Annotated in this window: 20 protein-coding genes and 1 pseudogene; 4 read left to right on the forward strand and 17 right to left on the reverse strand. The window is 31.4% G+C overall.

Annotated features, from left to right (window positions below):
- Positions 1–3 precede the first annotated feature (3 nt).
- Together C8269_RS05035 and C8269_RS05040 are read left to right on the forward strand one after the other, a co-directional pair.
- Positions 4–543 (forward strand): helix-turn-helix domain-containing protein, encoded by a 540-nt coding sequence (locus C8269_RS05035; protein ID WP_106460650.1) that lies wholly within the window; start codon positions 4–6, stop codon positions 541–543.
- Positions 537–1,400 (forward strand): annotated as a pseudogene (locus tag C8269_RS05040) (IS3 family transposase); the annotation flags it as partial. The gene C8269_RS05035 and the pseudogene C8269_RS05040, both read left to right, overlap by 7 nt.
- Positions 1,401–1,463: 63 nt before the next feature.
- Here C8269_RS05040 and C8269_RS05045 read toward each other — a convergent pair.
- The 13 genes from C8269_RS05045 to pcp form a co-directional block, all read right to left on the reverse strand.
- A complete protein-coding gene (locus C8269_RS05045; protein WP_106460652.1) occupies positions 1,464–2,576 on the reverse strand; it encodes a YrzE family protein in 1,113 nt (370 codons plus the stop codon).
- Positions 2,577–2,660: 84 nt separating this feature from the next.
- On the reverse strand, positions 2,661–3,584 hold the full coding sequence (locus tag C8269_RS05050; protein WP_106460653.1) for a hypothetical protein: 924 nt from the start codon (positions 3,582–3,584) through the stop codon (positions 2,661–2,663).
- A 38-nt stretch (positions 3,585–3,622) separates the two neighbouring features.
- Positions 3,623–4,591: a sensor histidine kinase gene (locus C8269_RS05055; RefSeq protein ID WP_106460654.1), complete on the reverse strand. Its 969-nt coding sequence runs from the start codon at positions 4,589–4,591 to the stop codon at positions 3,623–3,625.
- Positions 4,584–5,252, reverse strand: a complete 669-nt coding sequence (locus tag C8269_RS05060) for a response regulator transcription factor (protein WP_158698381.1) — start codon at positions 5,250–5,252, stop codon at positions 4,584–4,586. Before C8269_RS05060 ends, C8269_RS05055 begins: the two co-directional genes overlap by 8 nt.
- Entirely contained in the window at positions 5,230–7,128 is a 1,899-nt protein-coding gene (locus tag C8269_RS05065; RefSeq protein ID WP_106460656.1) for an FtsX-like permease family protein, read from the reverse strand. Before C8269_RS05065 ends, C8269_RS05060 begins: the two co-directional genes overlap by 23 nt.
- The gene (locus tag C8269_RS05070; protein WP_106460657.1) at positions 7,125–7,871 is read right to left on the reverse strand and encodes an ABC transporter ATP-binding protein; all 747 of its coding nucleotides are present in this window, start codon (positions 7,869–7,871) and stop codon (positions 7,125–7,127) included. The genes C8269_RS05065 and C8269_RS05070 overlap by 4 nt, the downstream gene beginning before the upstream one ends.
- The gene (locus C8269_RS05075; RefSeq protein WP_106460658.1) at positions 7,861–8,592 is read right to left on the reverse strand and encodes a hypothetical protein; all 732 of its coding nucleotides are present in this window, start codon (positions 8,590–8,592) and stop codon (positions 7,861–7,863) included. The genes C8269_RS05070 and C8269_RS05075 overlap by 11 nt, the downstream gene beginning before the upstream one ends.
- 56 nt (positions 8,593–8,648) lie before the next feature.
- On the reverse strand, positions 8,649–10,739 hold the full coding sequence (locus C8269_RS05080) for a DEAD/DEAH box helicase (RefSeq protein WP_106460659.1): 2,091 nt from the start codon (positions 10,737–10,739) through the stop codon (positions 8,649–8,651).
- Positions 10,736–12,058, reverse strand: coding sequence for an ATP-binding protein (locus tag C8269_RS05085; protein WP_106460660.1), 1,323 nt, complete (start codon positions 12,056–12,058; stop codon positions 10,736–10,738). Before C8269_RS05085 ends, C8269_RS05080 begins: the two co-directional genes overlap by 4 nt.
- The gene (locus tag C8269_RS05090) at positions 12,055–13,725 is read right to left on the reverse strand and encodes a tellurite resistance TerB C-terminal domain-containing protein (protein ID WP_106460661.1); all 1,671 of its coding nucleotides are present in this window, start codon (positions 13,723–13,725) and stop codon (positions 12,055–12,057) included. Before C8269_RS05090 ends, C8269_RS05085 begins: the two co-directional genes overlap by 4 nt.
- Before the next feature lie 50 nt (positions 13,726–13,775).
- Positions 13,776–14,627 carry a fructosamine kinase family protein gene (locus tag C8269_RS05095; protein WP_106460662.1) on the reverse strand — a complete coding sequence of 284 codons (852 nt, stop codon included), beginning with the start codon at positions 14,625–14,627 and terminating at the stop codon, positions 13,776–13,778.
- A gap of 80 nt (positions 14,628–14,707) precedes the next feature.
- Positions 14,708–15,727 carry an alpha/beta fold hydrolase gene (locus C8269_RS05100; protein ID WP_106460663.1) on the reverse strand — a complete coding sequence of 340 codons (1,020 nt, stop codon included), beginning with the start codon at positions 15,725–15,727 and terminating at the stop codon, positions 14,708–14,710.
- A gap of 1 nt (position 15,728) precedes the next feature.
- The gene (pcp, locus tag C8269_RS05105) at positions 15,729–16,373 is read right to left on the reverse strand and encodes a pyroglutamyl-peptidase I (RefSeq protein WP_106460664.1); all 645 of its coding nucleotides are present in this window, start codon (positions 16,371–16,373) and stop codon (positions 15,729–15,731) included.
- Between the two features lie 95 nt (positions 16,374–16,468).
- Between pcp and C8269_RS05110 the strand changes: the two genes are divergently transcribed.
- Positions 16,469–16,765 carry a rhodanese-like domain-containing protein gene (locus C8269_RS05110; RefSeq protein ID WP_106460665.1) on the forward strand — a complete coding sequence of 99 codons (297 nt, stop codon included), beginning with the start codon at positions 16,469–16,471 and terminating at the stop codon, positions 16,763–16,765.
- 23 nt (positions 16,766–16,788) lie between these two features.
- Here the strand turns inward: C8269_RS05110 and C8269_RS05115 are convergent, their stop codons facing one another.
- From C8269_RS05115 to C8269_RS05125, 3 genes are read right to left on the reverse strand one after another with little or no spacing between them, the layout of a single operon-like run.
- Entirely contained in the window at positions 16,789–17,583 is a 795-nt protein-coding gene (locus tag C8269_RS05115; RefSeq protein ID WP_158698382.1) for an ABC transporter permease, read from the reverse strand.
- Complete coding sequence (locus tag C8269_RS05120) at positions 17,567–19,150, reverse strand: ATP-binding cassette domain-containing protein (RefSeq protein WP_106460667.1); 1,584 nt, start codon at positions 19,148–19,150, stop codon at positions 17,567–17,569. Before C8269_RS05120 ends, C8269_RS05115 begins: the two co-directional genes overlap by 17 nt.
- The gene (locus tag C8269_RS05125; protein ID WP_106460668.1) at positions 19,143–19,511 is read right to left on the reverse strand and encodes a hypothetical protein; all 369 of its coding nucleotides are present in this window, start codon (positions 19,509–19,511) and stop codon (positions 19,143–19,145) included. Before C8269_RS05125 ends, C8269_RS05120 begins: the two co-directional genes overlap by 8 nt.
- A 284-nt stretch (positions 19,512–19,795) precedes the next feature.
- Between C8269_RS05125 and C8269_RS05130 the strand changes: the two genes are divergently transcribed.
- Positions 19,796–20,965, forward strand: coding sequence for an IS110 family transposase (locus C8269_RS05130; protein WP_106460365.1), 1,170 nt, complete (start codon positions 19,796–19,798; stop codon positions 20,963–20,965).
- Between the two features lie 352 nt (positions 20,966–21,317).
- Here the strand turns inward: C8269_RS05130 and C8269_RS05135 are convergent, their stop codons facing one another.
- Entirely contained in the window at positions 21,318–21,518 is a 201-nt protein-coding gene (locus tag C8269_RS05135; RefSeq protein ID WP_106460669.1) for a cold-shock protein, read from the reverse strand.
- Positions 21,519–21,520 lie beyond the last annotated feature (2 nt).

Here is a 21,520-nt window from a genome sequence, read left to right on the forward strand (position 1 = left end):
AGTATGCCAAAATACACAAAAGAATTTAAAATCAAACTAGTAACGGAATATTTATCAGGGGAATCTGGAGGCAGTCCGATGGTTGCTAAAAAATATGATATACCCGAAGGTACATTACAAAACTGGATAATCAAATATCAATCAGGTGGATTTGATAACTTATCAAAAAAGCAAAATAAAGATAAATTCACTAGTGAATTTAAGCTATCTGTAATACAATATAAGCAAATCAATAATATCTCATTCAGACAAACCGCAGAGCACTTTAATATAAGCAATAAATCAATAATATGTAATCGGGAGAGAGCATATAGACAGCGTGGTTTATCTGGACTAGAGGATAACAGAGGAAGGCCTAGAAAAAATATGACCAAATCAAATAAAAAGTCTAAACTTAATACTCCAATAAATGAAAGTGAAAGAGAAGAATTAATAAGATTAAGAGAAGAAAATAGACTTCTAAAAATGAAGATAATCTACGAAAAAAAGTTACAAGCCTTGCTTCTGGAAGAGGAAGCAGAAGCAAGAAAAAGACAAAGATAATCCTCAAACTTCTAAAAGAACACCCTAAAAGTAAAATAAATGAATGGCTAAAAATAGCTAAGTTACCAAAATCATCATACTATGAATGGAAGATAAAATTAGAAAGTCCAGTAGATAAAGACAAAGAAATTAGAAAAGAAATAACAACCATAGTAGAAGCATCAAAAGGTAGATATGGCTATAGAAGAGTAACTATGGTATTAAAAAATAAAGGCTTTAATATTAATCATAAAAAAGTCTTAAGAATAATGAGAGAAGAATCCTTGCTATGCTCTAAATTTAAAACTAGATCAAGAAAATACTCATCATACAAGGGACAAATAGGTAAAGTAGCAGATAATGTTGTAAAAAGACAGTTTAAAGCTACTAAACCAAATCAATTATGGCTAACAGATGTAACAGAATTTAGAATTAAAGGACAAGAAAAGAAACTATACTTATCACCAATATTAGACCTATACAACAGTGAAATAATCAGCTATACACTAAGTAATCACCCAACAATAGAATTAACTAATACAATGCTAGAAAAAGCATTAGAAGAAAATAAAGACATTAAAGATTTAACTATACACTCAGACCAAGGATTTCATTACCAACATAGTACTTGGACTAAAAAACTAGAAAAGATGAATATAAGGCAAAGTATGTCAAGAAAAGGGAATTGTCTAGACAATTCTCCAATGGAGAACTTCTTTGGAATATTGAAACAGGAAATGTATTATGGAGAAGATTTTAAAAGTTATGATCATTTAAGAAATGAGACTGAAAAATATATAAAATGGTACAATGAGGATAGGATTAAAACAAAATTAAACGGAATGTCCCCTGTTATGTACAGATTACATTCCGCTTAAAATATTATTAAATTATTCCGTGTTTACGGGTTCAGGTCATTTAGGGCCTAGTTTTTTTTGGTTTTATCTGTAATTTTTAATTGCGAATTCCTCACCTTTTCTACCAGCTATTGCTGATACAGCAAGGGCTATAATTAATCCTAAGAAGGTTAGAACTGAACCAAGAGAAACAGCATTTGTTGCCTTATCAGCAGTATCTTTTGCTTCTTCTACTGTTTGGTCAAGTTTTATCTTTGATTCTTCTGCAAGCTTTGTTATTTCTACGCTTGCTTCATCAATTGCCTTACTTGTCTCTTCTGAAGCCTTGTTTAGCTCTTCATAGATATTGTTAGCAATTTCATCAGCTTCTGCCTTGCTTAGGTCAGAATTTTCAGCTACGGCATTTGTAATAGCATCTTTATCAGCAGAATCTGCGATTTTTTTAGCCTTAGCACTTAGTGAATCAGTAAGAGCTTTGATTTCTGCTCCAGCGTTGTTAGGATTTAAAGCTATGTTTTTAACAGTTTGAGCAATTTCATCCTTACTTTCTTCAACTTGGCTATTTAAATATTCTGGTTGAAGCTCTTTAACATCAGTATCTGCTAGATATTTTTCAAGATTAGCCTTAAGTTCTTCTGTATCAACATCATTAAGATTTTGACTTACTCCATCAACAGCAGAACCAATTGCTGAACTTGCTGCATCCCCAGCTGTACTTGCTACATTACCAACTACATTCGCTGCTCCACCTGCTACTGCACTAACTGCTTGGCCAGCTAAACCTAATGTTGAAGCCACAGCATTGAATACAAGGGTAAATAGCAATAAGATTGTTACTGCCCAAGTAATAGCACCGTGTAATAGTCCTGTTGATCTTGCTGCATAACCTGATACAAAACCACCTACACAGAAGGAAACAATTATTGTAATAGCTGTCCATAGTCCTGTTGCAAGACCAACTCCTGCAAGTGGGTTAGCTGAGTTTGCTGAAAAGATTCCAAAGCCTAGAGCTGCTGTTAAAAGGCTAAGTACAGTAAATACTGCCGCACCTGATACAGCTCCCGCTATTATTGAACCCCAAGAAAGGTTTCTACCTGCTTGTAAACTTTCTTCTCTTTCTAAACTTATTTCTCTTCTTTTATCTGGACGATTCGATCTTCTTCTATCGCCAGGATTTTGATTATTAATCTCTGTCATTAATTCCTCCTATTTATTTTCGTTTTAATAATATAGTTTTATTATACTAGAAAATATTATATTTTAAAGTTTATATGCAAAAAATTAATTAAATTTATTTAAAAAGGCATTGTCTCTAAGGATTTCTGAAACCATATCCCTTCCCTTGTACATCTTCTTAATATTTTTAATATCAAGTATTATAAAATCAGCCCTAAGTAGGTCTTCCTTACTTTCTTCTGTTAGATAAGATGAGTTTATAATAAGAATTGGAATAATACCCTTTCCAGACCCTTCAAAGGCTTTTATAATTTTACTAACCTCATCATTATATATCTTCCTGCCGTAGTCATAATTTCTAATTTCTAGAGCAAATCTCTTATCATTCTTTTTGGCAAAAAGGTCAAAGCGATGGCTCTTCTGGTATTTTTCCTGGTATTCTTCGACAAAATACCCGCAGTTTTTAAAGGCAAGTCCAATAAATTCCTGGCTAGTAAAATCAAAATTAATCTTTCTTAAGGCTTTTAAAAGCCCGTCAGGCCTAATTTTAAAAATAGCCCTGTATTCAATCTTATCCCCACCAAGCCTTTTAAAATCAAAACCTATTACAAGCTTATCAATCACATTGAAATTGCCATGGGCTATGGCATTTCTTATATGCCTTAAAAGACTCATAGTCTTAGTTTCCCCATCTGCTAGGCTCATAACTATTTTTTGATCATCTGTGCATACTTCTCCTCTAAAGTCATCAAGTATGTATGTTGCTATATCATCAGTAAATAAGACATCCCTGTCACTTAGGTTCATAAAGCTCATTATCTCTTCAAAAATATAGTCATCATATTCCTTATTTTTAAGGAGGTCATTTTCCTTGGCCTGTTCACTATTTATATTTGGCACATACCAAAGAAGATATTTAATAGCCTCATCGAGGTCAGGGCTAAGTTTGATTGGGATTTCTTTGTGATTTATATCAAATTTTTTCCTATTTTTACAAGCTGATAGCTCAAATCTGTCAGTTATTTCCATCTCTACCTACTTTATTTAAAGTTTTTTTCCAAAAACAATTAAAACTTAAGGCAAATCTCAAAATCTCTATCCTCATTACTTACTACTTCTATATCTATAGATAAGTCCTTGCCATAAAGCCTAGCTAAATATAGGCCCATGCCTGTTGACTTGTGAATCTTATCGACTTCACCTGTAAAGGCCTTTTCAAAAATAAAAGCAAGGTCTTGATCGGCAACCTTAGGTCCATTGTTTCCTATATATAGGTTCTTACCCTTATTTCTAATATTAATAACGCCATCACAGTATTTTATGGCATTTGAAATAATCTGGGAAATTATAAAGACCAAAGTATTTTTGTCAGTAAAAACTTCTACCTCTCCTACATCTTCTTTTATGATAATCCCCTCTTCTGCAATTAGGGGATAATATGCCTTGATTGCTTCATCTACAGCTTCTTTTAGATAGATATCTTCCATCTTGTAGTCTTTTTTGCTAGCATCTAGTCTTGCATAGTAGAGAATCTGGTTGATATAATTTTCTATATTGGCATTGGCTAGACTTAGTTTATCAAGACTTTCCCTATCAAAATCATTTTTATGGTTTTCTAGGAATAAATTTGCAAAGGCAAGGGGAGTTTTAATCTCATGAGCCCACATCTCTATAAAGTTCCTATAGGAGATGAGTTTGGACCTGGATTCTTCTAGCCTCTTATCTTTTATTTTAAAAGCTTTCTGATAATCATTAAAAATTTTCTTATAGTCACTCCCAAATTCATTTACTAAGGCATCTTTTGCTAAGAAGGAATTGTTTATCAAAAATTCTTCAAGTAGGTCCTTTTTTCTTTTATTTTTATTTCTTATAGTTCTTAAAATAAATAATAGAGCCAAGATTGTAAATAAAAGTATGAAAATTATGAAATTATCAATTAATTCTGGACTTATGAGAATTATTAGAAAGATAAAGAATAAATCTAGGCCTAAAAATGCCAATATCCAAATAAGGCCATCCTTTAATGTGCTATTCATCCGCTTCTCCTAGGCCATAGCCCTGGCCTCTCTTATTGTAAATATTGTAAGGCCCAAGGTTTTTAAGTTTTTTCCTAAGCCTTGTAATATTTACCTGAAGTATATTTTCATCTATATAAATCGTTGACCAAACAGCCTCTAGAAGGTCATCCTTTGACACGATTTCTGGATAGGATTCCATTAATTTGTTGATAATATCAGCTTCTGTTTGGGGTAAGATTAGGTAGGTATCTTTATAAGATAATTTTGAAGTAGAAAGCTCAAGACTTAAATCTCCCACACTAATTATATCTTGGAAGTGGTTAAATAAATTTAAAAGCTTTTCCATCCTCAAAATTAGCATCCTAGTATCAACTGGCTTCGCTAAGTATTCATCAGCTCCAATCTCAAGTCCTTTAATCTCATCTTCTATCCCTATCCTAGATGTGAGCATTAAGACTGGAATGTTTGATTTTTCTTTTATATCTCTGCAAATATCAAAACCGGATATCCCTGGTAAATTAATATCTAAAATTACAAGGTCAGGTCTTTTTTTAAGAGCATCCTCACTTGCCCTTAAGAAATTATCCACACTTGATACTTCATATCCCCTATTTTCTAAAAATTCTCTTAGTTCATTTAGGAGATTTCTATCATCTTCAATTATTAAAATTTTCTTCATAATAAAGTATCCTTTCATAACTTACCTTTATGATAAATTTTAAAAATAGGCTTATCACTAACAAAAGACCAAGACTAATTAAGGCTAGGGTTCCAATTATTTTGCTAATTTTTATTCTAAAAAATAAATCTATACTAAAAGATAGGTTGGTAAATAAAAATATTGTCACAAAAATCGAAGCAAAACCCACAATGAAGAAAAGTATCGTATAAACTTTTCTAATTATTGACCTGATTTCCTCCATATCTTGGCCCATTAAGCTTAGAATCCTTAATTTTTCTTTAGATTTTTCAAAGTAAATGAAAATTCTAATTGTGAAAAAGCTTAGGCCAGCCAAAATAAAAATCAAACTCAAATAAAAATAGGTATATAAATTTTCTGTAATCTGAGAGATTGCATTTTTTGCTTGCCAAATATAAGATTCATACTTATAATCACCATCAATAAAGGCCTGTCTTAACATATCAGACCCCTTGGAAAAACCAAAAGAATTTACAAAATCTTTGTTTAGGTTTATATTGTAGGCAAAAGGTTCTTTTTTATCGATCAAAGACCCATAAACCTCATCATTTACAACAACCATACTAGATAAGCCTATTACATCATTAGAAAAAATCTTATTTGACTTTACAAGTTTTCTTACTTTGTAATCTTTTCCAGCTATTTTTATCAACCCATCTTTTTTGGCAAGACTTGCTTCAAGACCATATTTTTCATTTTCACTTTCTGCTAGGAGAATAGCTTCATCATCCTTTAGATCAGTTTCTATTTTATAAATATTATCAAATGATGATTCTGTAAGCAAAAAACTTGGTCTAAAATAAAACTCATTTCTTGTGGACCTATCAAGGCTCATATTTTGCTTAACCAAGTTAATTATTTCCACTGGGTAGATATCAAAATACTCATAACCATAAACTGGATAAATTTCTCCGATCATTTGAGTCATGTCTAAGTCTTCCTTTAAAAGCTCGATTTTTTCTTTAGAATCATAAAGGGTAAAGTCAGCAGGTCTTTCTAGGGAATTTCTTGATGCTAAACTTGTTAAAATAGTATAGGCAAGGATAAAAGTGCCTGCAATAAGCATAAAGCTTGTAAATAGCAAGGAAAGCCTATCTTTTTTGAAAATTAAGCTTAAGCTTTTCCTTACAATTATATCTTTTCCACTGCTTTTTTGGAAAATTTTAGAAAATATAAAGAAAACCATTAGTAAGAATATGCTAATTAAGCCTATTACAATGATCAATTCTTCCATTAAATAAATTCTATTTAAAATAAGGCCGATAACAAATAAAATCAAGGCCAAAAACAAAAAGAAATCTGACCTAGATTTTAGCTCTCCCCTCATTATTTCATCCGGTTTTATCTTATAAAAATCCCTAACAAGAGTATAAATTGAAAGGCTATTTAAAAATAAGCTTATTGCTATTGTTAAAACTATCGCTTTAAAAGAAATACTAAAATTATGGTAATTTAAACCCAAACTTAAGATCTTAACTGTAAGAAGATTTATAAATTCATTTATAAAAATAGCAAGACCTATGCCGTAAAGATTTGCCTTTAAAATATCTACAAATGAATCTTTTAAAAAATTTTTAAAAAGTCCTTTCTGGCCTAAGCCTTCTGCCATCAAAAGACCTACATCATTTTTCCTCTCACTTATAATATAAAAGCTTGCATAGTAGATTAAAATAAATATGAAAATTAGAGAAACTAAGTAGATTAGCCTAACAGTATCTAAAAGATAGAGCCTATTTTCTTCGTAGATATAGGAAAAAACTTCAGACTTATCAAATGATAAAATTATGTAAGATGTAATTGATGATATTATTAAAATTAAAAAATAAAGTTTTTTGCTAGACCTTTCTTTATTCATCTTAAAAGCATCCTATCTGCATTTTCTATCCTTATTAAGAAATCTTCCCTGCTCTCTTCTTCCTTGCGTCTTAGCTCGTTATAAATAAGACCATCCCTTAAAAATATAACCCTATCTGTGAAGGATATTGCTCTTAAGTCATGGCTTGCCATTATAATAGATTTCTTGTAGACCTTGTTACATGTTTTTAAGAGTCTTAGAACCTTTTCCCCAAGCTTACTATCAAGAGCACTTGTAGGCTCATCAGCAAGGATTATTTTTGAATCCTTAAGAAGGGCTCTTGCTATGGCGATTCTTTGCTTCTCTCCTCCAGATAGGTTTTCTGAATATGAATTAAATAGTTCAACAATTTCCAAAATCTCAGCCAATTTCATTACTTTATCCATATCAACTTGCTTTTTTGAAATATTAAATGGCAGAATTATATTTTCATAGCCAGTAAGGCTATCTATAAGTTTAAAATCTTGATATATATAAGAAATAACATTCTTCCTAAAAGATGTTATCATTCTCCTATTAAAAAGGGAAATATCCTTATCATAATAGGAAATAGAGCCCTTGTTAAAGGACCCTATTGTCGCTATAGCATTTAAGATAGTTGTCTTTCCTGAGCCAGATTTGCCCATTATTCCTAAAAATTCACCTTCTATTAGGTCAAAGTTAAGGTTAGATAAGACTCTTTTATCTTCCTTGCCATAATATTTTTCAAGATTTTCTACTTTTAAAATTCTATCAAATTTCATTTTTTCCCTTATCTTTAATTTCTCCTAAATCATCAACCTCAGTATAGGTATCTTTTAGGCTTAGAAGTTTTTCATAAGTTTCATCAACATCTGTGGTTTTTGAAACAAGGACATCCTTCCACCTTCCTTGGCTGTTGTCAGTAAAAGACTCAAGCCAATTTCCCTCTAAATCATAAATACTATAAGAGCCCTTATTTAAGTCATCAAGGCTAGTTACTTTATAAGTATCGCCTATTTTTTCTATCCCTTTATCATAGCCGCTTAGGAATTTTTCGTAAATCATACTTTCATTTCTAGAAATAATAGAAGGCTCTTTTGGATTTTTGCTATAGTCAAAAGTATCTGTGTAATAAATCTTTCTTCTTGTATCTATCCAAAATCTTTCATTGCCTTTCCTAAAAAATATTGTACCATCAAGTCTGCCATCAATATCAATATTTTTTGAAGAATCGATAGCTTGTATCATCTTGTAGGATTCACCAGTATCTACATTTGTAATTTCTCTTACAGTAACACTAGGATCAGCATCCTTGCGATTTAAAATTGTTTCTACAAATTCTTTTTCTACTCCGCTTACTTTACCTACATATTCATCAACTTTTGCCTTATTACTTCTTAATTCATCAAGGTACTCTTTTTGGCCTAGTGAGGAATTAGCTCTTAAAAATATTCCTCCAAAAACTACAAGTCCAATCACTAACAAACTTTTAATATATTTCATAATTTCCTCCTTTTCTTTCTTGATTATATAATATCATAGAAATAAGGAATATTTAATTACAAGTTTTGTAAGTATTGGCTAGCTCCATCAATATCGAGGATATTTTTTATAATGTATGTGATTTTTAAATCATCTGGTACCAAGACCATGAATTTATTAGCCGATAAGTAAGTTTCTATAAGCGACGGATTTTCTTTTAAATATTTTTCTATTTTCTCAATATCCACTTGATTCTCTCTAATTTTTTTCAAATCTCTTCTTATATTATTGCCTACAATAGTCGATGACCTATCGTCATCATAATAAGAGGATGACTTAGACTTAATATTTAGTAATAAAGCCAGAGTTCTATTTATTTTTGTAGATTTAAAGGTCCTAAGACCAATTTTCCCTTCAAATTCTACAAAGTGATAGTCTTCTTCCTTTATTTCTTCTCTTAAGGCTTCTAAAATCTCTCTAATATTTGGATTTAATTTAATCTTGTCAAAGTTAAATAGAATTTCTTCCATCTTAGCCCTTACTTCTCCACTTATTTCAAAGGATCCAGATCCTGCAAAACTTTTAGCATTGGCCTTATCTGAAAGAATCACCATAATTTTGCGAGAACTGTGGTTAATAGATTGGATTTGCCAAACCTGACCTGCTAGATATATCCTATCCTTGGCCTTTAGATTGTCGCCAAGCTCAATTTCTCCTATTACATTTTTATCACTTGCAACCTTATAGGACTTTTTGCTAACAAATTGGTTGTAGAAATAGCCCATGGTCATGAGTTTTTCAGCTTCCATTCCTACTATATATTCACCATCTATTTCTTCTATATAATTTTTCCCTAGCATAAAATCTTTTAGCTTTGCAAATTCATCATCGTTTATATCAGTAAAACTTTTTAAATCCTTATTTAATCTAGTAAATTCAGCAAAAGAAAGTCCATTTTTCTCAAGGAGGGTCGATAGGACTTGGTGGGCAAAGATATCATAAGCCTTCTTTGCTTGGTCGATTTTATCGAGCCTTCCTTCCTCAAATAAAATAAGAGATGCTAAGGCCTGAAGGAGGTCATACTTGTCCGTTGCTATTTGATGAATTATGGACTTTTTATTTCTCCTCCCAGACCTACCCAGTCTTTGAGCAAGAGAAAGAACTGAAGCAGCAGATCCCACTTGAATAACCTGATCAACTGTCCCTATATCAATTCCAAGCTCTAGGGTCGATGTGGCTACAATTATAAAATCTTCTCTTGTATTTTTGGCAAAATCTTCTATTTCCTTTCGCTTGATCTTAGATATTGAGGAATGATGGGAAAAGACCCTTATCTCATAGCCTTTTTCTTTTATTTCTCTTTGCAAAAGATAGGTAAGTTTTTCTACCTTCTCCCTCGAATTTGGGAAAATCAAGGTTGATTTTCCCAAAGAATATTCTAAAATCTTTTTTACAAGCTCATCATTGATATCATCAGCTTCTATATAATCAAGGCTTGCTAGCAAATCATTCCTTGACCTATCAAGCAAAATATTTGTCTCTCTTCCATTTATAAAAAAATCCTTGGCTAGAGAATAATTTTCATCTCCTAGGGTTGCTGAAAGGCCTAACATTCTTGGAGTATTTAGGCAGTAGGCCTCCATTCTCACAAGTAGAGATTTTAGTTGAAGGCCCCTATTTGTATCTAAAAACCCATGAATTTCATCTACTATTACAAAATCTAAATCTTTAAATAAGACCTTGGCTCTTGCCTTATCGTTTACAAGCATGGCTTCTAAGGATTCTGGAGTTATTAGCATGATTCCTGATGGATTTGCCACAAGTTTATCCTTTTGGCTTACTGATGCCTCTGAATGCCAGCTAGTCACCCTTATATCAAGGCCCTTGCATATAGCAAGGACTCTTTTAAATTGGTCATTGATAAGAGCGATTAGGGGTGAGATATATAAAATTTTTAACCCTTTATCTAAGTCAACAGCCTTTGAAATTGCAGGTAAGAAGGCTGCTTCAGTTTTGCCTGATGCTGTTGGTGCAGCAAGGATTAAGTTGTTATTAGTCTGATAAATTTGTTTGATGGCAGCTTTTTGTATCTTTGTTAGACTTTGCCAGCCATTTTCATAAACAAATTTTTTCATGTCCCTATTTAATAGGTCAAAGGCTTCTGTCATATTATTTCAATCTCATCATCTAAATTATCTGGGTCTTTGAAAACTGCTACTTGACTTCCAAATTTATTAGCAAGAATTTGATCAATATCCACACCCTCATTTTGTCTTTTTATATCAAGTATTTCTATAAAATCTTTTATAACAGACCTTGGAGTTAGAAATTCATCAGCACCTGGCCTATTTAATTGGCCCTCCATGTAGGATACAATCTGGTCGTGGCTTAAATTAATCTCACTTTTATAGTGGGTATTGTAGATATCTACTAAGTTTTCTAAAAGGGTATAAATTTCTTCTTCTGTCAAGACCTTTAGGCCAAGGACGGTCTTATTTGTATTTAAAAGCTTATCATCCATCGATGCTTCGCTTCCAAGCCTTCCCTTAAGAGCCCCGTAAGAAGCAAGACCCCTGCTTTCATCAAAAACTGTCTTTCTAGTTGCCCCAAAATTTATAAATAAGTGTTTGGCCAGATTTGATTTTGTTTCGTTAAAAATATTTAGGATTTTTTCGTAATTTCTTTCACGGGTTGTGGCATGTGGAAGTTTGTAGAGGTTTACAGCCTCATCAAAATTTATTACAAAGCCCTTATAGCCAATTTCTGCAAAAAGCTCTGCCAAGTTTTTAGTAGCTTCAAAATAATTATCATCATTTATAATTTCGTTTATACCAAGCTCTTTTTTTGCCTCGGTCTTTGTAGAAATATCTCCCCTAATCCATCTGATAGCCTCAAGTTTTAAAAGCCTATTATCAGATATAAAACCCTCATAATATTTGCAAAGGGCTTGACCAAGTTCGTAAGATAGGCCTACAGATTTGAAATTTGAAAGTACATCTAAAATTTCTCCTTTGACCTTGTCTTGATACTCACCTGCCATCAAATCTTTTATGTCATAGGAATAATCCTTAGAAAGTTTCATAAAAATATTTGAAATCCATTCTTCAATTATTGCCTCAATTACATTTCCTTCTCTTTTAGTCTTTGTCTTTATATTTTCAATTATGGCTTTATAAAGGCCAACAGCCTTCCTATCGGTCGCATAAAATCTTCTAGATGGGTTAAGATCAATGGTTGACACAATAAAGTTTTTAGACAAAGCTAGGTTTTCTATTGTCTTGAGCATAAAAGACTTACCTGAACCAAAATCTCCCACCCAAAATCTAAGGTCTGAGTCGCCATTTTCAATATTTTCTAGGATTTTAATTATTTCTTCTACTTCAGCCTTTCTTCCTACAAGTAAATGGCCGATGCCAATATCAGGCACAACCCCTGCTTCCAGGCTTTTTATAATTGAATTTGCTTCTTTAGGATTGATTTTTCTCATCTTATATACTCCTTCACCATGTCTATATAAAATTCATCTATTAACACATTTCCATCTTCGATTATTATAGTTTGGTCGTTTATATAATTATAAAGCTCGTCATTTACTTCTTTTATAAAGATATTTAAAAATAAATCTTGGTCTTGGGCTATTTTTCTTGCCTCATCTTCTGATATAGATCCCTTTTCTATTAGGAGTTTTAGAAAATCTCTGCTTGATTTTGAAAGATTATTATCATCAATTTCTTCCTCTTTTTCAGGCAATTTATCATTTTCCTCAATATTTTCTTCTTCTCCGACAAATTGACTTATAGTTTCTACGGTTGATCTTAGGGCTTTTCTTGATTTTGCTATTTTCTTATCATTAAGACTTATCCTTTTTGGTCGAATCTTATCAAGTTTTAAAATTTCTGCGATAAGGTCTATATCAATTTCATTTTCATCTACCAAATTTAGAAAAAGATTGTAGTTTTCTTCCCTTATAATTCTAAACAAAATTTTATCGTGAGCTTTTTTATTTAATTTATTTTTGTAAATATGGTATAAGGCTATTATTCTTAGGGTTGGGGTCTTTGATTTTATAATACTATTTAAGATTTGGTAAAAATTTTTCTCTTTTTTAAAATTTTCTATTATTTCTATTTCTTTATCAATATCCAAAGTTTCTATAAATCTTGTAAGTTCAGTGAGTTTGTTTGGATTTTCCTTAAAATACTTAAGATAAATCTGGCTTACTTCCTTATCTTTTAAATCAAAAAGTATAGTTCTTTGATAATCTATAATCCTATCTAGAATTTCTGAAGCCTTATTTTCTATAAGAAGTTCTATGGCAGATTCTGTTTGAATACCAGATAAAAATACAAAAATATTTCTGACATTTGCTTCACTTATTATCAAAAGTGCATCCAAAAGCTTTCTTGATAAGGTATAAGGCTTTTGATAGGAAACTAAGATGTCTGTATTAATTTTGTCATCATCAAATACTAGTTTTAGACTCTTAAGATATAAATTTATAGTAAGATTTTTTAAATCATCATTTTCCCAAAGAATATTATTTCTCTTGCTTATGGAAGCTAAAGCCCTTTCCTGGTCTAGGTCAAACTTATATTTTTCTCTTAAAGACCCGTCCTCATCCCAGAATACCTTCTGTTTACCATTAGCTGTTAGGTCATAATAGGCTATTGTTTCTTCATTTGCCCTTGGGATTTTCTTTATAAAATCATTGGCAGATTTTCTCAAATTGCTTATTGTTTCCTTATCTAAGAATTTTCCTAGATTTTCATAAATCCTTTCGGTTTTCCTATCGAAATTTGGATCATAAAAAGAATTGACATAGTCCCTTGCCAGCATATATATTTGATTGTACAAGTCATTTGATATTATTTTTTTACCAGCAAAACCTAGTTTTATTAAGTCTAAATACAAGTTTAGGGATTCTCTTTTGACTTGATCTGGCAAATTAATATTTGCATTTCTTATCCTTAATCTGGAAATATAGTAATCATCAGACTTTTTATCTAGGTCGATATTAATATTTGCCTTAAGATTTTTAGTGTTTACTTTTCTATTTATCTTTTTCTTATCCCTGGTGGCAAGATCTTCTAGCAAGCCTTCTATCAAAGCCTTAATATCATCCATAGCTTCCCCCATTTCTAGCTTACTAATCATTATACTCTTAGAGGATATAAAGTTAAGCAATAAAAAAAGTGCCGAAGCACTTAATTTAATATATTTTTCATTACATCATTTACTGATGAATCATAAACTGGCCCAAATTTTAAGAGGTGAACCATTAATAGATAGAGTCTATAAAAGTTTATTCTTCTTTCCCAACCTACATATAGAGGAAGCTCATCCCTATAGGCCTTGTAGAAAATTTTACCAAAACCTCCAAATACTGTTGAGATTCCAATATCAAACTCACGATCACCATATAGTGGATTTGGATCAAATACTAAAGGCTTTTCCTTTTCATCAAACATAAAATTCCCTGCCCAAAGATCTCCATGAAGAAGGACTGGCCTTGATTTGTGACTATCAAGTTCCTTTTCAATAACTTTTCTTACCTGGTCATATCTTTCAAGGTCTTTCTTATCCCACAAAAGGCTTGAAGCTAACTCATCTCTAAGTTTATCCATCCTTTGTTCAAGAAATATTTCTTTCCAAGTATCCTTGTACTCATTTGTGAAAATTGTTCCTGCTCCCCTATAAGGATAATCAAAACCAAATTTCCCATTTGGACTTTCTATGGTATGAATTTTAGCAACAAGCCTTGCTAAATCTTCCTGGCTTCCCATAGTGTCTTCCTTATGATAGGTTAAAAGCATAAAGCCACTACCATCATTTGACCCACTAGCTAAGACTCTTGGGGCATTTATCCCCTCTCTTTCAAAAATCTCTAATCCTGCTCTTTCCCCAGCAAAGAAAGATTCATCTGTATTTTTTTGTACTTTTAGAAAATAATCTTTTCCATCAGATCTAAGCCTATAAGTTTCATTAACATCGCCACCGTTTATCGATGTGATAGATTCCACATCATCTAAAGGTAGGACTTTAATCAATTTTTCCATATTACCCCTATTCTTTCTCTTTTTAATAATTTACCACTTATATCAATTCTTTAAATAGCAAATCTTATATGTGTTTAATTTCAGTATTTTAAATCCTTATTATCAAAAATATCGATAATATCCTTATAAACAATCTCTTTATCAGTTTCGTTTAATACTTCGTGTTTCATATTCTTGTATACTTTAGATTTTATATTTTTATATCCTAGTTTTTTGAGAAAATCTAAACTAGATTTTACTCCCTTAGGCCCTTTTGTAATTGGATCGCTTTCTCCTACCAAGTTATATATCTCAAGGTCGGGATTTTTAACTTCATAAGACCTAGCTTTAGTTAACTTTTGATTAAGCTCGATTAAAGCCCTTGAATAAGCTAAAGAAAAATTAGAGATTCTTAAAGGGTCATTTGCTTTAATTCTAATATTTTCCTGGTCAAAAGATATAAAGTCTATCCCCTTGCCTGTTCCGACTATATAATCAATTATTCCACTCTCGTGTTTTTCTCCGAAGTAAAAACATAGAATATTTAAGAAAAATACTCCCAAACCTGCTATAGGATTGCCTGGTACAGTTCCTGTAACTATTAGTTTATCAATTAGTTTGTCATTTTTTCTTAAAAATAACCTAACTACCATTGAACCCATAGAATGACCCAACATATAAAGTTTCTTTTCAGGATATGTTTCTTTTAAATATTTGCTTAGCATAACTTGATCATCTACAAGTTCTTCTGCTCTTTGCATATAACCATTTGGATAAGTATTTGACAAAGATTTTCCATGACCCCTATGATCAGAAACTGCAACTAGATATCCGTTTTTAGCTAGATATTTTGCAAAATGATCATAATTTCCACCATGCTCTCCCATACCGTGAACTAATTGCACAAGAGCCTTAGGATTTTCTGCCTTATAAATTCTTACAAATATATCATTACCGTCGGTATTAGTGAGTAGTAAGTCCTCATTACTTTCATCTTCTTTTATTGTCAGCCTCTTAAAATACTTACTCGCCATCAAAAGTGACTTATAAAATCTTTCTTTTCTAAAATAATAAAGTTGAGGAATCATCAATAATATCAATACTGCTATTAAAATCTTCATATCAATGTGTCCTTCCTAATCCTATTTTTATATCTTCTTTCCCATCAAAATCTATGCTTGTTTCTATAGCAAGCTTTATAGCCGCTACCATAGTTTGTAAATCCATTGATGCCATGCCATTTTTATCCACTACTTGGTCTGGTAAGAAGGGTAGGTGAATAAAGCCCGCCCTTATATTTTTATACTTATTTGCTAAATACAAGTCTTGGTACATTACATGGTTACATACATAGGTTCCTGCAGTATTTGATATAGATGCTGGAATATTTGATTCTTGTAATTTATTAATAATAGCCTTAATTGGTATTGTCGCAAAATATGCAGGTTCCCCATCTTCTCTTATTATCCTATCAATTGGTCTATTTCCTTCATTATCATCTATCGATGCATCATCAATATTAATAGCAACTCTTTCAACAGTAATATGGCTTCTGCCACCAGCCTGGCCTAGGGAAATAATTATATCTGGTCTAATTTCCTCTATCTTCTCCTCAATAAGACTTGCTGATTTCCCAAAAACTGTTGGAATTATAAGTTTATGTATTTTAGCATCTCCTATTATTTTTGGTATCTTTTCTAAAACTAAACTAGCAGGGTTTATTTTTTCATCCCCAAAGGCATCAAAGCCTGTTAATAATATATCCATAACTCACCTCTATATACTTTTACCAAAAAGAGTCATTTTTTAAACAATAATAGCAATAATATTTTTGAAGTATAATACATAAAAAAGGAGATTTAATGCATATAAAAGAAATTACTGGTGATGACTTATTAAAACTTGATGATTCATATAAAATTATTGATGTAAGAAGTGAAGAAGAATATAAAAATGGCCATATCAAAAATTCTATAAATATTCCCTTAGATAAAATTATGGAAAATGATATTGACCTTGATAAGAGTGATAAGCTCGTTGTTCATTGTAGAACAAACGGCCGAGCAGGAAAGGCCCTAGCAATCTTAGATTATTTAGGTTATAAAGATTTAACTCTTGCTCCTGGCGTAGACTTATATGATTATAATTTAGTAAAGTAAAAGGCCTTGCCAAAGCAAGACCTTTATTTATTTATATTTTTTTCTAAAACCACTCCCGCCAAATAACCGCTTAGGGCTGATAGGGCAATTAGTGCAAGCCAACAAACTATAAAATGACTTACGTTACTATAGTCTATAAACTTTCCTACACCTGGAAATGAACCCGGCCTTTCAGTAAAGCCTGTCAATCTTAAGATCGCATCATAACCATTTTTACTTATCATAAGACATGATATAGCTTGTAGGTATAATTTTTCAAGCTTAATATTTCCTGCTAAAACCAATTGAATTAACAAAACAAATGGCATTACTGTCATTGCAATTTCTGTATTTTTGACTGCGGCAGAAATTAAAATACCAAGCGCATTTGCTGCATAAATTATAAGGAAAAAACTTATAAATAAACCTACCAGTACAAAATAGTTTTCAATATTTTGGTGGTAGAAAACTGTAAGCAATGCAGTAATTATCAAGGATTCTATAAAACATATTAAAAGACCAAATATCATATGACTCGCTATATAAGATTTTATGTCAAGGCCTTCCCTATATTCATGCTTTATTATATCTCTTTCCTTACAAATTGAAGTAATGGAGTTAAATATTCCAAGCCATAAGCAAGCACAAGCCAGGATAAAAACAGCAGTTCCTGCATCAGATGATGTTGTAAGGAAGCTATCATCTCCTGTAACTATCCTAACTATAGCTGGAGTTGTTACTGCTCCTAGTAGGATTATTAGCTTTGACTTATTCTTAAAATCTCTAATTAATTTTCCTAAATATACTTTTATCTGTTCTTTCTTAGATAGGTAATTCACTTTCTCCCCCTCTTCTAAATTTATCTATATAATAATCTGTGTCTTCTAAGAGCCTATCAACGATTGTCTCGATGTTTTTTGTAGCAAAAAATTCCATCGCATCTTTAGGACTTCCATAAAAGGCAAGCTTGCCGCAATTTTCACTTTGGCTCTTACCTAGGACCAATATCTTATCAAATAATTCAATGACCCTATCAGGACTATGAGATATTAGCATTATTATCTTATCATTATCTGCTATGGTCCTTAAATTAGCCATGATAGACCTAGCATTATAGCCATCTAGACCAGAATCTGGTTCATCAAGCAAAAATACAACAGGTGATGAAATATATTCACTAGCTATAGATAGCCTCTTTCTCTCACCTCCTGATAAATCTCTTACAAGAGAATCTTTGATTCTATCAAGATTCATCATTTTAAGTATCTCTAGTACATAATCATCTAATAAGTTCTCATCCTTAGTAAAATCTCTTGGTAATTTCAACTGACCAGAATTTTTAAGAGTCATAAAAACAGTATCATTATCCCTTGAAAGATCAAACTGAGGTACAGTAGAAACCATTCTCTTAACCAAATTGAAATTTCTAGCAAAATCTATATTTCCAATACTTATAGATGAATTAGCATTATCTTCATTCAAAAATTCTTTAAAAAGAGTAGATTTACCAGCACCTGATGATCCTAAAACTAGGATAAGCTCTCCTGGTTGGGCCTTGAATTTTATATCCTTAAGGAGAGTTTTGGGCCCATTTTCTGTCATAACTACTTTTTCTCTTATATCTACATCTAGGAAATCATCCTTGCTTATATTTACAGCAAATATAGCCTTGGATTTTTTCTGATAATCTTCTAATTTATCTTGATAGAATAAATTATTATCCTTAAGTATAAACATCCTCGAATCGTTTAGTACAAAATCCTTATTATTAAATAAAATTTCATCATAAATCTTTTTATTATTTAGGTAAAGTCCATTTGATGAAGGTTTTATATATAATCTGTCATTTTGATATTCTATAAAATCTACATCTAGTGTAAAATCTTCACCAAGTTTTGTTTTACACCACTTGACATCTTCCTGGTCTAAGATAGTGTATACAAGTGATAAGCTATTTACTTCAATTAGATCATTATTTAATAGATAATATTTCTTATTAGGATCTATTAATTTCTTATTTACAAATGAATTTGAATTAGGATTTCCTTTAAAATAATAGCCCTTGTAATCATTTGCCAAAATCGAACCATCTTCTAGAATAATTTCCTTATTAAATTTTAAAAGCTCAACTTCTTCTCCAATTTTAACTATAAGAGGATATATATCTGCATTTAGAATTTTATCTGAAGCATTGATGCTCTTACTTAGGCTATCATACATATTTAGCAAAGGCTTTGCTAAGGGAATATCTTCTCTGGTCAAATCTTTTTTGCCTAAAAATGAAGTCCTCTTCACCCTAGGTCCATCGTTAGAAACTAAAATCCCACAATTTGGACAATACTTATATCCTATTTTTAGATTATGAGAACAATGAGGACATTTTTCTTTTAAAAAATACTTATCCATTTAGTTCTCTCTTCTGTCCACATATTGGGCAAAAATTTGAATTTGCTTCATAAATTGCCCCACAATTACGGCACTTCCTAGTGGCATTGGTCATGATATTTATTTGGTTATTTAAATTTGTAAGTTTTTCATATAAAGATTTTATATTTTCTCTTTCTTCCTTAAAATCAGGCAGACTTTCACCTTTTTCAAGCCTATCATAGACCTCACACCCTAGTAATCTTAGAGCTTGGTTCATCTCTTCTTCCAAATTTTTATATTCTTTTTTAAGTTTATTTTCTTCTAATTTTGTTTTTGCAGACTCGCTAACCTTGTTAGAAGCCTTGCTTACTTTAGAAAAAACACCATCTAAAAAATCCATAAGTCTTCCTTATATAATGTATTTAGGTTGTTAAAGGTAACCTATAAGCCTTTTTCGACTAAGTATTATTCAGATTTACTGTATAATATTGTTATTAGATAGAGTGTACTCGTCACTTCCTTGAGATTTAATCTCGTACTTGAAAGAGTGAGTCCTCTAATCTTTTAACTGTTTACGAATAAGTTAGATGTTGACCCTTTCAGGGTACTTCGTATATACCATAAGGCAGTAACGTTATTAGATTTTGAGGTGTCTATCTAAAATACTTTTTTATGAGGTTTCAAATGTTCTATTTAGGTATCGATATTGGTAAAAATACTCATGTTGCTTCATTAGTTGATGACAAGAAAAAGGTTATTTTTAAGGCTTTTTCTTTTTCAAATTCCATTAATGGCGCTGAGAGTTTAGTCCTTAAACTAGAAGCTTTCAAAAATGAACTTGAAGTTGGTATGGAAGCTACAGGTCATTATTGGTTATCTCTATACTCATATCTTGCCCAAAAAAACTTTACTGTTCGTGTTATCAATCCAATCCAAACTGACGGTTGGCGACAAGGTGTAGAAATCAGAAAGAGAAAAACTGATATTATTGATTCTCTTTTAATAGCTGATCTTCTTAGATATGGAGATTTCGTTGAGACTTCACTTTCTAATGAAGATTATTTGTCTTTGAGGAATCTTTCCAGATTTAGGTCCTACCTCATTTCTTCAATTGGCGATCTTAAAAGAAAAACTATTGCACTTTTAGATCAAGTTTTTCCTGAATACGCCTCTTCTTTTAGTAATATTTTTGGGAAGACTTCTAAGGAAATTCTTTCAAATTTCTCTACTCCTTCTGATTTTGAGGATATTAATTCTGATGATTTGAATACTTTTCTTGAATCTGTTTCTAAGAAAAACTATGCTTCTAAGAAGATTGATGAGCTTTCTAAAAAGGCTTCTTCTTCTTTTGGTATTAATTTCTGCCTGGATTCTTTTAGTCTTCAAATCAAAATGCTTATTGAGCAAATTTCTTTTATTCAAACTCAGGTTTCTAATGTTGAGAATGAAATTGAGGTTTTACTTGAAAAACTTAATTCTCCAATTACTACTATTCCAGGTATCGGTTCTGTTAATGCAGCTACTATATTAGGTGAAATTGGTGATATTAAAAGATTTTCTAATCCTTCTAAACTTGTCGCTTATGCTGGTTTGGATGCTAGCATTTCTCAGTCTGGAGAATATGAATCTACTTACAATCATATGAGTAAAAGAGGTTCTCCATACCTTAGACGTGCTTTGTTTCAATCTGCTCTTAGAGCTGAATTTTGTGATCCTGTTTTCTCAGATTATTATCAAAAAAAGATTAGTGAAGGAAAACATCATTTAGTTGCTACTAATGCTGTTGCTAGAAAGCTTTGTCATACTATTTTTGCTGTTCTTACTAAGAATGAACCTTATCAAGTGCAGAGTTAGTTTTTGCTTAACTGTTTACAAATTTTTGATAAAGCTTCTGTAAATGGCGAGCGAAGCTAGGGTGTAGCCTTTACCTTTTACAGGTTTTTTTGAAAAAAATTACAATTTCATGAGCAAAAAACTTATGAACCCAATATTTAAAATCTATTAAATATTAGGTCTTTTTGTTGTGCCTATTTTTATTCATTTTTTATCTATATCAATCCCTATATTTTTTTATTTCACCTCTTGACTTTTAATAGTTAGTCTTTCTTATGCTTCTATAATAACACAATTTAGCTTGTTAATCAATTATAAGTTTTCTTGAGTTTTTTACATTCCATAAAAAAAGTCCCTCAATATGAGGGAATCCTTAAATTTTCTTAACTTTTATCGCTTGAGGCCCCCTTGGAGCATCAATTTTTTCAAATTCTACATTATCGCCTTGATCGAGTCTTTTAAATTCATCTTCGGTTATAATATCTGAATAATGGACAAAAATATCATCTCCAGCCCATTTTATAAAGCCGAAACCTTTTTTATTGTCAAAAAATTTAACTACACCTATACTCATTT

It is taken from the genome of Anaerococcus sp. Marseille-P3915 (assembly GCF_900258475.1).
Taxonomy (GTDB): Bacteria; Bacillota; Clostridia; order Tissierellales; family Peptoniphilaceae; genus Anaerococcus; species Anaerococcus kampingae.